Source organism: Chitinophaga sp. sic0106, from assembly GCF_019219075.1.
Classification (GTDB): domain Bacteria; phylum Bacteroidota; class Bacteroidia; order Chitinophagales; family Chitinophagaceae; genus Chitinophaga.
This window is the reverse complement of sequence record NZ_JAHUWJ010000014.1, coordinates 21,115-34,737: the sequence shown is the minus strand read 5'-3', so window position 1 is coordinate 34,737 and position 13,623 is coordinate 21,115. Positions and strand designations below refer to the sequence as shown.

Sequence of the window (13,623 nt, the reverse complement as noted above, 5' to 3'; positions counted from 1 at the left end):
TACCTGCCGGTGCTATCAGGGAAAACAGATGTAATATTAACCCTCGCCTAACACCCCCACGATTGCCTGTCCAGACTGCGGTATTGGATGGCCTCCGCCATATGCCGGGCAGTAATCCGCTCGCTATTGTCGAGGTCTGCAATAGTGCGGCTTACCTTCATAATCCGGTCAAATGCGCGTGCGGATAATTGCAGGCGCTTCATCGCATTTCGCAGCAGCTGCTGGCTTTCCGCGTCGGTATGGCAATAGGTATGCATCATTTTGGCGGTCATCCGCGCATTGCTACTCACACCATGGTCCCCAAAGCGCTCTTTTTGCAATGCCCTGGCAGCAATTACCCGCTGCCGTATTACGTGGCTGCTCTCCGCAGGAGTGGATTCAGTAAGGGCGGTGTAGGTTACCGGTGTTACTTCCACATGCAGGTCTATTCTGTCCATCAGCGGCCCCGAAATTTTATTGAGATATTTATACACCATGCCGGGTGCACAGCTGCACTTTTTCTCCGGATGATTGAAGTACCCGCAGGGACAAGGGTTCATAGACGCCAACAGCATAAAATTAGCCGGGAAGGTAATGGCCTGCCTTGCCCTCGCAATCGTTACACTGCCTTCTTCCATTGGTTGTCGCAGTACTTCCAGCACCGAACGCCTGAATTCAGGCAATTCATCCAGAAACAACACTCCGTTATGTGCCAGGGAAATTTCTCCTGGCTGTATGGTGCTGCCTCCGCCTACCAGTGCCACATCGCTGATGCCATGGTGCGGCGCTCTGAATGGCCGCTGTACTATCAGCGAAGTATGTGCTGCCGTTTTACCTGCTACCGAATAGATCATGGTTGTTTCCAGCGCCTCCTCCAGCGGCAACGGAGGTAGTATCGACGGGAAACGCTTGGCCAGCATGGTTTTTCCCGCCCCGGGCGGACCTATCAACACAGCATTATGCCCGCCGGCGGCCGCAATTTCCAGCGCCCGCTTGATGTGTTGCTGGCCCTTCACCTCACTGAAATCGAAATCGTAGGATACCGGCTGCTGGAGTAACCAATTTCCTCTGCCTGCTGTAGTAGGGTTAAGCAGGGTGCTACCCCGAAAGTGATTAATAACCTCGCTGATATGCGTGGCACCATAAACGGCAACATCTTCTACCAGCGCAGCTTCTGCCGCGTTATCCAAGGGAAGGATGATACCTGTGAAGCCTTCCGTTCTAGCCTGTAGCGCCATAGATAAAGCACCTTTCACAGGCAATAGTTTGCCATCAAGGGATATTTCACCCATCATCAGGTGGGATGCAAATGAATCACCGGATATCTGTCCGCAGGCGCCTAATATACCTATGGCAATAGGGAGATCATAAGCAGCACCTGTTTTCCGTATAGCAGCCGGTGCCAGATTTACTACGGTACGTGTACGTGGCATTTGTTTACCTATATGTTGAAGCGCAGATGTAATCCGCTGCTCACTTTCCTTTATCGCGTTATCAGGTAAACCTACCATGAAAAATTTGGAGCCTCTTGAAGAAACATTTACCTCAATGGTAATTGTGCTGGCTTGTACGCCCTGGATAGCGCTGCCATAGGTTTTAACAATCATATGGATATTGTAGAGGTTAACAAATCGGCGTGGTGCTGGGCCGGTGGCCCAGCACCACGCCCTCATTTTTTTCCGGCCGAAGGCCGGAAAAAAATGAGGGCGAAAATCTATAAGATAAATTTACTTAATCTGCTCCAGCAAATCCAAAACTTTTTCTCTCCTTAAAATTAGGTATCCTATCTTTTCTTTTGCAATACCATCTTTCAATAAATAAGTAAAATGCAGGTCATCTTCAATCACCTGCGATTCAAAATATTTAAACTGAATTTTAGATTCATTTTTCAGTTCTTCCGCCACCTCATACAGGTGTGTGGACAGGATAAACAGACAGTTGCTGCTCTTTAGTAATCCGCGAATCACGGCCAGTGAACAGTTGCGGGCATCTTCCACGTTGGTGCCTTTAAACATCTCATCAATCAATACCAGCCAGTTCTTGCCGTTATTAATCTGGATGATGGTGTTTTTAATTCTTTGTACTTCATTGTAGAAGTAGCTTTCGCCCTTAAAAATATTATCCTGTACCTGTATGTTACTGAAGATACCGTGGAAGAAGCTCAGCTCCATTTGCTCCGCTGGTACGCCCATACCAATATGTGCCAGGAAAACAGCAATACCAACGGCACGGATAAACGTAGTTTTACCTGCCATATTTGCACCCGTGAGGAACATAAAGTTAGTGGCCTGGTTCAGCTCCATATCATAGGCCACTGGCTTGTCCAGGATAACATGGTACAGTTGCTTCGCCTTTATCACCGGATACGAATGATCCAGCAATACCGGGAAGTTCAGCTTGTGGTGATTCACGGCTTTCGCCATGGCATAGAAGGCATCCAGCTGGTGATAGAGAGATATCAGCTCCACCAGGATTTTACGATTCCGTTTGCGCATGTAGCTGTCGAACCGGAGTATGTTAGCAGCATGAATTTTTCCTTCCTCATCGGCTTGTAAAATGGTGGCAAAGTCAGGCTGGTTCAGGAGCCGCTCTGCCCTGTCCAGCAGCACTTTCAGTACCTGCGGTGCCTGATCGGAATTAAATACCTGCACAAACTCATTGAATCCACGTATCAGGTTCAGGACTTCTGCAAAAGCAAATTTAATGTGCTTGAAATCCGGTGCGTACACCGTTTTGTGCAGCGCTGTTTGAATGTATAAACCCAGGCCTTCTGTATTGCTGATGGGATCAATCTGCGCCTCCAGGTAGTTTTCCACCACCACTATGGTACCGTTGGTAATTACGGATGGCCATTGGCCTTGCAGACTAATAATATATTTAAGTGCATCCTGTCGTTGTTGAATGGCTTTGATATCCTGCAGCGGCTTGGTAAAAAGCTGGCGCAGGTGCTCCCTTCCACCGGCTGTGATGGTGAAGTCCAGGCGCCCGAACAGGGAATATTCTTCATCGCGGTTAAAGATACTAAGGTCGTAATAGGAAGTTTTGTCCAGTTGCATGCAGCCCTTTTTTTAGTGAATATACGTATACACCTTTTAGGATGCAAAGATGGGAATATTCCATAAAATAGGAATATTTAGCTTTTCGGGCTGGCGTTTTCCTTAAATTTTTTCGGGAGAGATGAACGCATGCGGCGCTATATCTCTCCCGGAAAACACCAGGGCCGCAGGCCCGGGTGCAGCAAAAATAAGGGCTGGTGGAAATCGTAATTCCACCAGCCCGCAAAGCAATATTCTTGCTCAATTATCTGTTAAACAGTAAACGCTGACCTTTCACGGACTCATCAAATTTTCCGTTTTCATAAGCCAGATGCCCGCTTACAAAAGTATGGGTGATGGCCGCCGGGAAGGTATGCCCTTCAAACGGGCTCCAGCCGCATTTGTAATAAATATTTTCTTTGGTAACGTTGCTGCCTGCCTGCATATCTACAATTACACAGTCAGCAAAATAACCTTCACGCAGGTAGCCTCTGTCCTTGATTTGGAAACATATTGCCGGTGCATGGCTCATTTTTTCCACTACTTTTTCGATGGAAATTTTGCCCTGCTGCACGTATTCCAGCATCAGGAGTAAGCTATGTTGTACTAACGGTACACCGGATGGCGCCTGCAGGTATGGCTGCTGTTTTTCGGCCCAGGTATGGGGAGCGTGGTCGGTAGCAATGATGTCCAAACGATCGTCCAGCAGGGCTTCCCAGAGGCCGTCCCTGTTTTCCGGTGATTTGATGGCAGGATTGCATTTGATCAGGTTGCCATATTTCGCATAATCGTCGGCCGTGAAGTGCAGGTGATGAACGCAAACCTCAGCAGTGATGCGCTTTTCGGCCAGTGGCAGCATATTGCCAAACAGCTGGAGTTCCTTCGCGGTGGATATATGCAGGATGTGCAGGCGTGCCTGGTGCTTTTGTGCAAACTGAATAGCCACCAGCGACGACTCAAAACACGCTTCCACATTGCGGATCAGCGGATGGTCCGCCGCGGTGAGGTGGTCTCCTTTTTCCTGTTTGAACACCTCCATATTGTGGCGGATGATTTTCTCATCTTCACAGTGGGTAGCAATCAGCAGTTCACTATTGGAAAATACAGTGTCGAGGGTGAGGTAATTATCCACCAGCATATTGCCGGTAGAAGAGCCCATGAATATTTTTACGCCGCAAACGCGGTCTTTCTTTTCGTTGGTGCGAAGGATTTCTTCTACGTTATCGTTGGCGGCTCCCATGAAAAAGGAGTAGTTGGCTAGAGATGTTTCACGGCCGATATCGTATTTCTGCTCCAGGAGTTCCTGGGTGAGTGCCGCAGGTTTTGTATTCGGCATCTCCATGAAAGTAGTGGTACCACCGGCCACAGCAGCGCGTGCTTCTGTGTAAATAGTGGCCTTTTCCGTCAGCCCTGGCTCACGGAAATGCACCTGGTCGTCGATTACCCCAGGCAGCAGGTGTTTGCCAGTGCCGTCAATTTCTTTGTAATTACCGCTGATAGTGATGTTAGGCGCAATTTTTTCAATGCGGTTATCTTTGATCCATACATCCTGTACCGTGGTGCGCCCTTCGTTTACCACGGCTATATTCCTGATGAGGTAGTTTTGCATTTTGCAAATATAGCTAATTAACCTTCCAGGTGGATGGAGAATACGACCATATGGGATTGTAACTTGTCAATTACATTGGAGTAGCGCAGGTTTGGATCTTTCACATGCACATTGCCTATTCCGTTACTGACTTTAAATTCCGGGGAGAAAATAAAGCTCTCGAAGTAAAATTCAAAGCCAGCGCCTACCTCATACCCATAATCACTCTTCTTTATTTTGATGAGGTTTTCGGCTTTTTTTGCACGTGCATTGGAGGCCAGGTCATAGTCGAACTTCATACCGCCAATAGCGTATACGCGCATGTTACCGATACGGTCCGATTTAAACTTCAGCTGCAGCGGAAAGCTCAGCAGGATGGATTCGATTTTCTTATCCGTATCGGTGGGCTTTGGATAAGCTTCCCGGTAGTAGAGGTTTTTGGAGGCAAATACCAGCTGCGGATTTAAACGTATGTCGAAATGCTCCGCCAGGCGTGCATTTGCGAGCAAGCCGAGGTTGAAACCCATTGTTTTCAACGGTTCTACTATGGAAATGGAATCAGTGGCCAGGAAAGCCTGGGAATGAGTTAAACGGAAGTTCGACTGGTTGGTGGCCAGCGTAATACCGAAGTAATAGGGTTTTGCATCGTGTTCCAGCATGTTCAGATTTTGCTGTGCCTTTGCCGGCAGCAGTGTAATCCCGAACAGTAGCGTCAGTACGAGGATACGTAGATGGAACATATGCCGAATGTGAGCGTTTTGCATGTAACGGCCTGGAATCCTGTGTTTTTTAATATGTTGCACATTTCATCCCCCTGTGGAAACGCTTTCACGGATTCTGGCAGATAGCTATAGGCAGCCTGGCTTTTAGCAATCCATTTCCCGAACAGGGGTGTTATATAACGAAAATACAGATTATAAAATTGCTTAATAGGGAAAACTGTGGGGTTGGAAAACTCCAGAATTACCAATTTTCCTCCAGGCTTAAGCACGCGATTCATCTCTTGGAGGCCTTTGTGCAGGTTTTCAAAGTTACGGACACCAAAGGCTACTGTTATGGCATCAAACGTATTATCCGGGAAACTTATTGTTTCGCTGTCGCCCAGCTGCAGGCGGATCTGGTTCGCCAGACCGGCTTTTTGGATCTTTTCACGGCCAAAGGACAACATCCCTTCAGAAATGTCGATACCGGTAATATGGTCAGGGTTGAGCCGTTTAGCAGCCATTATCGCGAAGTCGCCGGTGCCGGTAGCCACGTCCAGCATCTTCTTAGGTTGCAGGGATTTGAGGTAGCCCAGCGCCTTTTTGCGCCAGATAATATCAATTCCGAGCGACATAAAATGATTCAAAAAGTCGTATCGGTGAGCAATATCATCGAACATCGTGGCTATCTGCTCCTTCTTGCTTAATTTTGACTCCGTATAAGGAACTATCTTCTCAACATTTAATTTACCTGACATAGGTCGCAAAGTTACAGAATTTGTGATCATTAGTCAGAACGAACAAAGCAATTATTATGGTGATCAAAACAGCAGAATATCTTATTAGTAGTCCGGATTGGGAGAAATGCCCCAAGCCAAACCTGCCGGAATATGCCTTCATTGGCCGTTCAAACGTGGGTAAATCCTCCCTGATCAACCTGCTCACCAACAACGAGAAGCTGGCCAAAACCTCCGGTACACCGGGTAAAACCACGCTGATTAACCATTTTATCATTAATCAGTCCTGGTACCTGGTGGATTTGCCTGGTTATGGCTTCGCGAAAAGAAGTATGTCGCAGCGCCGGCAGTGGGAACAAATGATTGAGAACTACCTGCGCAAACGTGAAAACCTGGTAAATGTTTTTGTGCTGATCGACAGTCGCCACGAGCCGCAGAAAATAGATATCGAATTTGTGAATCAGCTGGGAGAGTGGCAGATTCCATTCAGCCTGGTATTCACCAAGGCCGATAAAAGTACACAGGCAGAGGTAAGCCGCAACGTGAAGGCCTTCCTGAATAAAATGCGTGAAACCTGGCAATTCCTGCCGCCGAATTTTGTTACTTCTGTGGTGAAGAAAACAGGAAGAGATGGCATCCTCGGTTATATCGAAGAGTTGAATGCGCAGTTCAGAGCGATTGCGTAAGGTGACTTGTGGCTGAATACTGTGATTTTGCTTGTGGAATAGCCGGCCGCAGACTACCCGCGCGCAGCGCGGAACTACTGATGACACCGAAGGTGTCATTATAAAACCGCTAAGGAAATCAAATGAAAATATAATTGTGTTGTTTTACTTGCATAGCAGCTAAAGCAGCACAATTTTTTTTAGGGAGATGGAAATATAAAGGGGGAAGAAATGCCCGCCGGTGCAGGGAGCTTGCATCGGCACTTATTGTAAAGAGGTACAAACACTTACAGCTTAGTTCACCACCTTATTGGCGCAGCTGCTGCTGGCAAAGGCTTCTGGCTTGGCTTTAAAGGCAAATCCCATTCCGAGGATGTAGCCCATGGCTTCACGCAATGCCAGGTTACTTTTAAACTGTGGATTGGTATTGATGTCTGCATGTACTTCCATGTCCACATCATATTCCGTAAACAGGTCGCACAATTCATACGCAATTTCAATACTCTTGGCTACTTCTACCAGCATGCGTTCTTTGATGCTGTAGCAGTCTTTGGTTTTTTCGTTGTGGATAAACATAAATCCACCGTGGCCTTCGCGCAGAAAAACGATGACGGTTGCAAATTCCGTATCCAGACCTTTCACTTGCGAATCAGTACCAATGCATACTTTCAGGTGGTAACCACTGGCTGTTTCACGGATGATGGCCTTTCGTACTTCCTCTTTAACCGGAAGCTGAATCAGCTCTCCATTAAATCTTCTCCATTGCATAACATATATATTAGAGGGTGAACAAGCGGTATTAACAGATACGATTTGTAGTAAATCCAGTCGTGATGATATATGTCCGGGCGATGGGTTAACGTACCGAATATACGAAATGCACACGGTTTAAAAACCGCAGAAGGAAGATTTAAAGAAATATTTAAGGCGCTGATCAGCTGCGGGATGACAGCTATGCTGTCATCCTAAACAACCAATCCTCAGAACTGCCCGGTGCTCAGTAACACCAACGTACACGCCTCGTGTGGCTGTATGCCATTTTGTACAGCCAATGCTTCCAGCGCCGGATTTTCGGTGCCTGGATTGAAAATAATCCGCTTGGGCTTCAGTTGAAGGATATAGTCGTAATACTGCTCCTGTAGTTTAGGATTCATGTATAACGTAACCGTATCCACGTTTTCCAATGCAGGATGTTCCGTGATGATGGGAATATCGCCAATGGCGGCTTCCCGGTTACCGATGGCTACTACCGGGTGGCCATGGGCTTTGAGCCTGGAGGCTGCCAGGTAGCTATATCTGTCCGGATTAGGAGAAGCGCCAATTACTACCGTTAATTTTTTGTCTGTATTTGCCATGTTTCCTTGGTTTTATTTTTTCAGAAGAGATGGTATTGTCGCCGGGGCATGTGTTGCAGTATATCAGCAATGGCCTCGGTCAGCTGCGGATATTTAAATGTATATCCTTCCTGTAACGCCCTGGTGGGGACTACCCATCTGCTTTTCAATAGTAGTTCAGTTTCCGTGCCAATCAGGAAAGCCCCTGGTTTAAGCAGCCATGCCGGCGCGGGCAGGCCGACAAATTGACCGGCTTCTTTGCGGAGCGTGCGCATAAACTCCTTGTTGAGCACGGGAAACGGGGATGTACAATTAAAAACACCCTGCAATGCCGTATGTTCGCTGAGCCATGCCATCATACCGGCAACATCAGCCATGTGTACCCAGGTGAAACGTTGTTGTCCGCTACCCTGATGGCCGCCGAGCCCAAATTTCACCAGGTTGCAGAAAGGCTGCATCACTCCTCCGTTTTGCCAACCTAAGGTGACGCCTATACGAAGAATCGCTTTTCGTGTATTCGGCAACGTTATATCGTTAAAGGCGCGTTCCCATTGCTTGCATACCTGCACAGAAAAATCATCGGCTATTTCGCCGGTATATTCATCCATGGGTCGGTCTTCCGCATGGCGGTAAATAGTGGCGGAGCCCGCGTTGATCCATAGTTTTGGCGGCTGTTTGCAGGCAAGAATTGCCTTTCCGAGGGTTTGAGTTGGAATGATCCTGCTACGGAAAATTTCAGCTTTATTGACTTCGTTATATCGGCAGTTTACGCTGCGGCCGCTGAGGTTGATGAGGAGGTCAGCATCTTCCAATGCTGCCGTCCATGGGCCGGTTTGAGTGCCGTCCCACTGCATCCAGGTGGCATAACGGGTAGGGGGGACCTGCTCCATGCCTGCCGGGGGATTTGTATGTACCGCTGCTGCACGTTGACTTGCTAAGGTTGCCAGGCTTTGGTTACCGCTGGCTTTCCCCGCTTCCCGCTGGTTGCCGGTGCACATTTCCCCCGGGTTGCTCCTGGAAAGAATGATCACCTGGTTTTCCCGGCCCCAGATCTCTGCCAGGCTCCGTCCCATAAATCCGCTACCTCCGGCAATCACAATTTTTTTATTTTTCATAACCTGTGTTTTATTTCAGAACTTTCAGAAAATATTGAAATGTTGGCGCAAAAAAAATTACTTGATGAGTTTCAGCAGGCTGCTGTAGAACCAGGATTCTTCTGATTTAATGAAGGCGCTGATGGTACGGTCAGTTTGTTGGGCAAACTTGTTGATGTTGGAAATAGACTCCTTGAAGGATTTCAATTCCTTGTCCTTAGGGTCACCTTCTGCCTGCTGCAGTTGTTGCAGTACTTTCATGATGGGATCCAGCTCACGCTTTTTGCGTTCGCGTGCGATATAGGTCGCTACTTTCCAGATATCTTTTTCGGCTATAAAAAACTCCTTTCTTTCTCCGGGAATCAATACACGTTCCACGAGGCCCCAGTTGATGAGCTCCCTGACATTCATATTGGTATTACCACGTGAAATGTTCAGTTCCTGCATGATGTCATCGGCGCTCAGCGGATCCGGCATTACCAGCAGTAACGCGTGAATCTGTGCCATGGTACGGTTAATACCCCATTGAGCACCCAATGATCCCCATGTTTGTATAAACTGCGCTTTAGCTTCTTCCAGATTCATTGCAGGTCCTTTTTATTATAGCGTTTTAAGATTCGTTACGGGCAAATGTAAACCAAGTTTTTGAACTTTCAAAAGTTTATGAAATAAAGAAAGGATTAACCTTCTGCAATTTTTCTTCTGCCTCAGGCAGAGGGGAAATTTGATTTTAACAGGGCTGAAAGGCCACTTAACATCAAAAAAGAAAAAGTCCCGGGGAAAACCCGGGACTTCAAAATATTATAGCAAGTAAAGATGACTATACCAGCATTGTTACCGGATTCTCCAGGTAACCTTTCAGCGTAGCGAGGAAACGTGCACCTACAGCGCCATCCACACTTCTGTGGTCGCAGCTCAGGGTCAGTTTCATGATGTTGGCCACTTTGATCTGACCTTTCTCTACGATAGCTGTTTCCTTGATATTACCTACAGCCAGGATTGCTGAATCCGGCGGGTTGATAATAGCAGTAAACTCATCTATACCCAGCATACCGAGGTTGGAGATGGTAAAGGTATTACCACTGAAGTCCTGCGGTTGCAGTTTTTTGTTTTTTGCTTTGTCGTACAGTCCTTTCGCTTCACCGGCAATCTGGCTCAGTGATTTTTGATCTGCGAAACGAACCACCGGAACGATCAGGCCATCTTCGATAGCCACGGCAGAACCGATATGTACGTGGTGATTGTGACGGATGAAATCACCCATCCAGCTTGCATTCACATCCGGGTGCTGTTTCAGCGCCAGGGCAGATGCTTTGATCACCATATCATTGAAGGAGATCTTAACCGGAGAAATTTCGTTGATAGCTTTGCGGGCTTCCATCGCTTTATCCATGATCACATCAATCTTCAGGTAGAAGTGAGGCGCAGTGAATTTGCTTTCGCTCAGGCGTTTAGCAATTACTTTACGCATTTGTGTCAGCGGAGTATCAGTGAAACCTTCCTGACCAGCTGGCACGAATGCAGGTGCACCGGCAGCAGGAGCAGTAGTAGCGGCAGCAGCAGGTGCAGCAGCTGGTTTGTAATTGTCGATGTCAGCTTTGATCACACGGCCACCGTCACCGGAACCAGCCACTTTGCTGATATCAATACCTTTATCCTGAGCCACTTTCTTAGCCAGCGGAGATGCTTTCACACGACCGTCAGCAGAAGTAGCAGCCGCCGCAGGAGCTTCAGCCGGCGCAGCAGCAGGAGCAGCAACGGTGGCAGGAGCTGAGGCAGCAGGTGCACTAGCAGCAGGAGCGCCGCTTTCAGCAGCCAGGATAGCATCTACGTTTGTACCTGGTTTACCCACAATGGCAATGATGCCATTTACTTTGGCAGCAGTACCTTCCGGAGTTCCAATATATAATAATGTACCATCCGCATAACCGATCACCTCCATAGTGGCTTTGTCGGTTTCTACTTCAGCCAGTACATCATCGCTTTTTACAGTATCGCCAACCTTCTTATTCCATGCAACGATTTTACCTTCTGTCATGGTATCGCTCAGCAGTGGCATACGGATAACAGTAGCATTTTTCAGCGCCTCTTTAACCGCAGCGTCATCAGCAGCAGAAACAGCAGGTGCGGCAGCTGGAGCAGGAGCGGGTGCAGCAGCCTCTTTTGCAGGAGCTGCAGTTGCATTATTACCTCCATCCAGTAAGCTCTTATAATCTTCGCCTGGTTTACCTACAATGGCAATGATTTCATTTACCTTAGCTGCTTTGCCTTTCTCTACACCGATGTATAATATGGTTCCTTCTGCATAACCCATTACTTCCATCGTTGCTTTGTCCGTTTCCACTTCAGCAATAACATCGTCTGCTTTAACGGTATCGCCCACCTTTTTATGCCATTCCGCAATCACCCCTTCAGTCATAGTATCACTCAAAAGGGGCATTCTGATAACTTCTGCCATAGTGTTTATTCAAAATTTTGTTCAAACCTACATGTTTTTGCGCAAAAACGCAAAGAAGGAATTTTAAACTGTTTAAAAATATCTAATGAAAAGGGATATAATATAATAATCACTCTAAAAATCCAGCTCCATGTTTAACCGATCCTTCAACTCTTTCACTAAAGGATACTTTTCTGTCAACTGCTGGAACTGCTCCCTGCTGCTCAACGGAGCGGGTCCGATGTCCTGGGCCTGCTGGGATTCGTCCAGCTGAAGGGTCAGGATCAGGGTTGCATTGTTAAATTTCTGCTTGAAGAACTCCGATATCACCAGCTTCTCCTCCTCCATGAACCTGAACTGTACAATGTTCCGGCTTACAATACCAACCTCATCAGCATTCAGGATCTTCAGCACGGCCAGTGCCAGGTTACTTACCACAGTCATCTTATTAGCCTGCCGGTACCTGTCAATAAATTCTTCCCAGTAAACCTCCAGCGCTCCCGCTGTCAATGGTTTTGCTTCCTGTACCACTGTCGTTTGCTGCCGGGCGGCCATGGCTTCCTTCATCGCAGCCAGGCCTGTCAGCTTGCTACCTGCCGGTGCTGCTGCCTGTTGCGCTACTGGCGCCGCCGTAGGAGTGGCTGCCACAGATGCCGCCACTGGCGTAGGCGCCGGAGCCGTTGTTTGCACCGCCGGTTGAGCGGGTGCGGTAGCCACAGGAGCCATTGCTGGTGCCACTGTCGCTGGTTTTACTGCGGGTGTTTCCTCTACCGTCAGTTTAGGGCCTGCGGATGGTTCCGGCTGTATACTGGCTGTTGTTGCAGGCTTATCGGTAATGCTTTTAGCCGTTACGGGCTGGGCTACCGGTGCACGCAATTTCTGCGGGGCACTGCCATCAGCTACCAGTTTTTTTTTAGCTACCTCTCCTGTTTGGTCATCACTTACCAAAGTGACCGCCTGTTGCAGGAAGCAGAGCTTTATCAGCGCCATTTCCACATGCAGGCGCTTATTGCGGGCCATGCGGTAGTTGATCTCAGTTTCATTGAGCAGGCTGAGCGCCGTAATCAGGTAAGCGGGACTCACCTTGCCGGCCAGTTGCCTGTAGCGCTCTTTCAGGTTACCAGATACTTCTACCAGGTGTACTGCTTTCTCTTCCTTACTCAGCAACAGGTTGCGAAGAAACTCCGCCCAGCCGCCAAGGAAGTTGTCGCCCTCAAACCCTTTCTGTAATATCTCATCAAATAATAAAAGCGATGAGGCCACATCCTGGTTCAAAACCTGGTCCATAACTTTGAAGTAATAATCGTAGTCCAGGATGTTCAGGTGCTCCAACGTATTCTGATAGGTCAAATGCCCGGCCGTAAAGCTCACAATTTTATCCAGTGTGCTCAGTGAATCGCGCATGCAGCCATCCGTTTTCTGCGCCACCAGGTGCAAGGCATCGGTTTCTGCCTGAATATGTTCCTTGTTACAAATGTCCTGCAGGTGATCCACCGTATCCTGAATTGTGATGCGCTTGAAATCAAAAATCTGGCATCGACTCAGAATGGTAGGTAATATTTTATGCTTTTCTGTTGTTGCTAATATAAATATGGCATAGGAGGGCGGCTCTTCCAGCGTTTTCAGGAAGGCATTGAATGCAGAAGAACTCAGCATATGAACCTCATCTATGATATAGATCTTGTATTTTCCGGCCTGCGGGGCAAAGCGAACCTGCTCCACCAGGGTACGGATATCGTCTACAGAGTTGTTGGACGCAGCATCCAGCTCGTGAATGTTAAAGGAACTTCCTTCGTTGAAGGACTTACAGGAATGGCACTCATTGCATGCCTCTCCATCTGGCTGCAGGTTCTCGCAGTTTATCGTTTTTGCCAGGATACGGGCACAGGTAGTTTTACCAACCCCCCTTGGCCCACAGAAAAGAAACGCGTGTGCCAGCTGATGATTGCGGATGGCATTCTTTAACGTGGTGGTAATGTGCGATTGCCCTACTACTGTTGAAAAGTTTTGCGGACGGTACTTACGGGCTGAAACGATAAAATTCTCCATATAT

Annotated in this window: 12 protein-coding genes; 1 reads left to right on the top strand and 11 read right to left on the bottom strand. The window is 47.8% G+C overall.

Features of this window, described 5'->3' with window-relative positions:
- Positions 1-47 precede the first annotated feature (47 nt).
- The 5 genes from KW844_RS19610 to ubiE all read right to left on the bottom strand — a co-directional run bounded on the left by KW844_RS19610 (position 48) and on the right by ubiE (position 6,061).
- Positions 48-1,586 (bottom strand): YifB family Mg chelatase-like AAA ATPase, encoded by a 1,539-nt coding sequence (locus tag KW844_RS19610; RefSeq protein WP_218378484.1) that lies wholly within the window; start codon positions 1,584-1,586, stop codon positions 48-50.
- Between the two features lie 120 nt (positions 1,587-1,706).
- The gene (locus KW844_RS19605; RefSeq protein WP_218378483.1) at positions 1,707-3,035 is read right to left on the bottom strand and encodes a DNA mismatch repair protein MutS; all 1,329 of its coding nucleotides are present in this window, start codon (positions 3,033-3,035) and stop codon (positions 1,707-1,709) included.
- Between the two features lie 244 nt (positions 3,036-3,279).
- Positions 3,280-4,623 (bottom strand): dihydroorotase, encoded by a 1,344-nt coding sequence (locus KW844_RS19600; protein WP_218378482.1) that lies wholly within the window; start codon positions 4,621-4,623, stop codon positions 3,280-3,282.
- 17 nt (positions 4,624-4,640) lie between these two features.
- Complete coding sequence (locus KW844_RS19595) at positions 4,641-5,342, bottom strand: porin family protein (protein WP_255578533.1); 702 nt, start codon at positions 5,340-5,342, stop codon at positions 4,641-4,643.
- The gene (gene ubiE / locus KW844_RS19590; protein WP_218378481.1) at positions 5,315-6,061 is read right to left on the bottom strand and encodes a bifunctional demethylmenaquinone methyltransferase/2-methoxy-6-polyprenyl-1,4-benzoquinol methylase UbiE; all 747 of its coding nucleotides are present in this window, start codon (positions 6,059-6,061) and stop codon (positions 5,315-5,317) included. The genes KW844_RS19595 and ubiE overlap by 28 nt, the downstream gene beginning before the upstream one ends.
- A 56-nt stretch (positions 6,062-6,117) precedes the next feature.
- On the opposite strand from ubiE, the gene yihA reads away from it, so the two are divergent.
- Positions 6,118-6,726 (top strand): ribosome biogenesis GTP-binding protein YihA/YsxC, encoded by a 609-nt coding sequence (gene yihA / locus KW844_RS19585; RefSeq protein ID WP_218378480.1) that lies wholly within the window; start codon positions 6,118-6,120, stop codon positions 6,724-6,726.
- A gap of 273 nt (positions 6,727-6,999) precedes the next feature.
- Here the strand turns inward: yihA and KW844_RS19580 are convergent, their stop codons facing one another.
- From KW844_RS19580 to KW844_RS19555, 6 genes are all read right to left on the bottom strand, one after another.
- The gene (locus KW844_RS19580; RefSeq protein WP_218378479.1) at positions 7,000-7,473 is read right to left on the bottom strand and encodes a ribonuclease H-like YkuK family protein; all 474 of its coding nucleotides are present in this window, start codon (positions 7,471-7,473) and stop codon (positions 7,000-7,002) included.
- A 212-nt stretch (positions 7,474-7,685) separates the two neighbouring features.
- The gene (locus tag KW844_RS19575) at positions 7,686-8,060 is read right to left on the bottom strand and encodes a CoA-binding protein (RefSeq protein WP_218378478.1); all 375 of its coding nucleotides are present in this window, start codon (positions 8,058-8,060) and stop codon (positions 7,686-7,688) included.
- Positions 8,061-8,080: 20 nt separating this feature from the next.
- Positions 8,081-9,154: a TIGR01777 family oxidoreductase gene (locus KW844_RS19570; RefSeq protein ID WP_218378477.1), complete on the bottom strand. Its 1,074-nt coding sequence runs from the start codon at positions 9,152-9,154 to the stop codon at positions 8,081-8,083.
- A 57-nt stretch (positions 9,155-9,211) separates the two neighbouring features.
- A complete protein-coding gene (locus KW844_RS19565) occupies positions 9,212-9,718 on the bottom strand; it encodes a GbsR/MarR family transcriptional regulator (protein WP_218378476.1) in 507 nt (168 codons plus the stop codon).
- Positions 9,719-9,953: 235 nt separating this feature from the next.
- Entirely contained in the window at positions 9,954-11,591 is a 1,638-nt protein-coding gene (locus tag KW844_RS19560) for a pyruvate dehydrogenase complex dihydrolipoamide acetyltransferase (protein WP_218378475.1), read from the bottom strand.
- A 114-nt stretch (positions 11,592-11,705) separates the two neighbouring features.
- Entirely contained in the window at positions 11,706-13,619 is a 1,914-nt protein-coding gene (locus KW844_RS19555; protein ID WP_218378474.1) for a DNA polymerase III subunit gamma/tau, read from the bottom strand.
- Positions 13,620-13,623: the final 4 nt, after the last annotated feature.

What these genes read in the sequence shown, in the direction of transcription:
- KW844_RS19565 (WP_218378476.1), bottom strand. Translation starts at nt 9,718, where the DNA reads ATGAATCTGGAAGAAGCTAAAGCGCAGTTTATACAAACATGGGGATCA.
- KW844_RS19580 (WP_218378479.1), bottom strand. Translation starts at nt 7,473, where the DNA reads ATGCAATGGAGAAGATTTAATGGAGAGCTGATTCAGCTTCCGGTTAAA.
- KW844_RS19595 (WP_255578533.1), bottom strand. Translation starts at nt 5,342, where the DNA reads ATGTTCCATCTACGTATCCTCGTACTGACGCTACTGTTCGGGATTACA.
- KW844_RS19610 (WP_218378484.1), bottom strand. Translation starts at nt 1,586, where the DNA reads ATGATTGTTAAAACCTATGGCAGCGCTATCCAGGGCGTACAAGCCAGC.
- KW844_RS19605 (WP_218378483.1), bottom strand. Translation starts at nt 3,035, where the DNA reads ATGCAACTGGACAAAACTTCCTATTACGACCTTAGTATCTTTAACCGC.
- KW844_RS19555 (WP_218378474.1), bottom strand. Translation starts at nt 13,619, where the DNA reads ATGGAGAATTTTATCGTTTCAGCCCGTAAGTACCGTCCGCAAAACTTT.
- KW844_RS19600 (WP_218378482.1), bottom strand. Translation starts at nt 4,623, where the DNA reads ATGCAAAACTACCTCATCAGGAATATAGCCGTGGTAAACGAAGGGCGC.
- KW844_RS19575 (WP_218378478.1), bottom strand. Translation starts at nt 8,060, where the DNA reads ATGGCAAATACAGACAAAAAATTAACGGTAGTAATTGGCGCTTCTCCT.
- ubiE (WP_218378481.1), bottom strand. Translation starts at nt 6,061, where the DNA reads ATGTCAGGTAAATTAAATGTTGAGAAGATAGTTCCTTATACGGAGTCA.
- KW844_RS19560 (WP_218378475.1), bottom strand. Translation starts at nt 11,591, where the DNA reads ATGGCAGAAGTTATCAGAATGCCCCTTTTGAGTGATACTATGACTGAA.
- yihA (WP_218378480.1), top strand. Translation starts at nt 6,118, where the DNA reads ATGGTGATCAAAACAGCAGAATATCTTATTAGTAGTCCGGATTGGGAG.
- KW844_RS19570 (WP_218378477.1), bottom strand. Translation starts at nt 9,154, where the DNA reads ATGAAAAATAAAAAAATTGTGATTGCCGGAGGTAGCGGATTTATGGGA.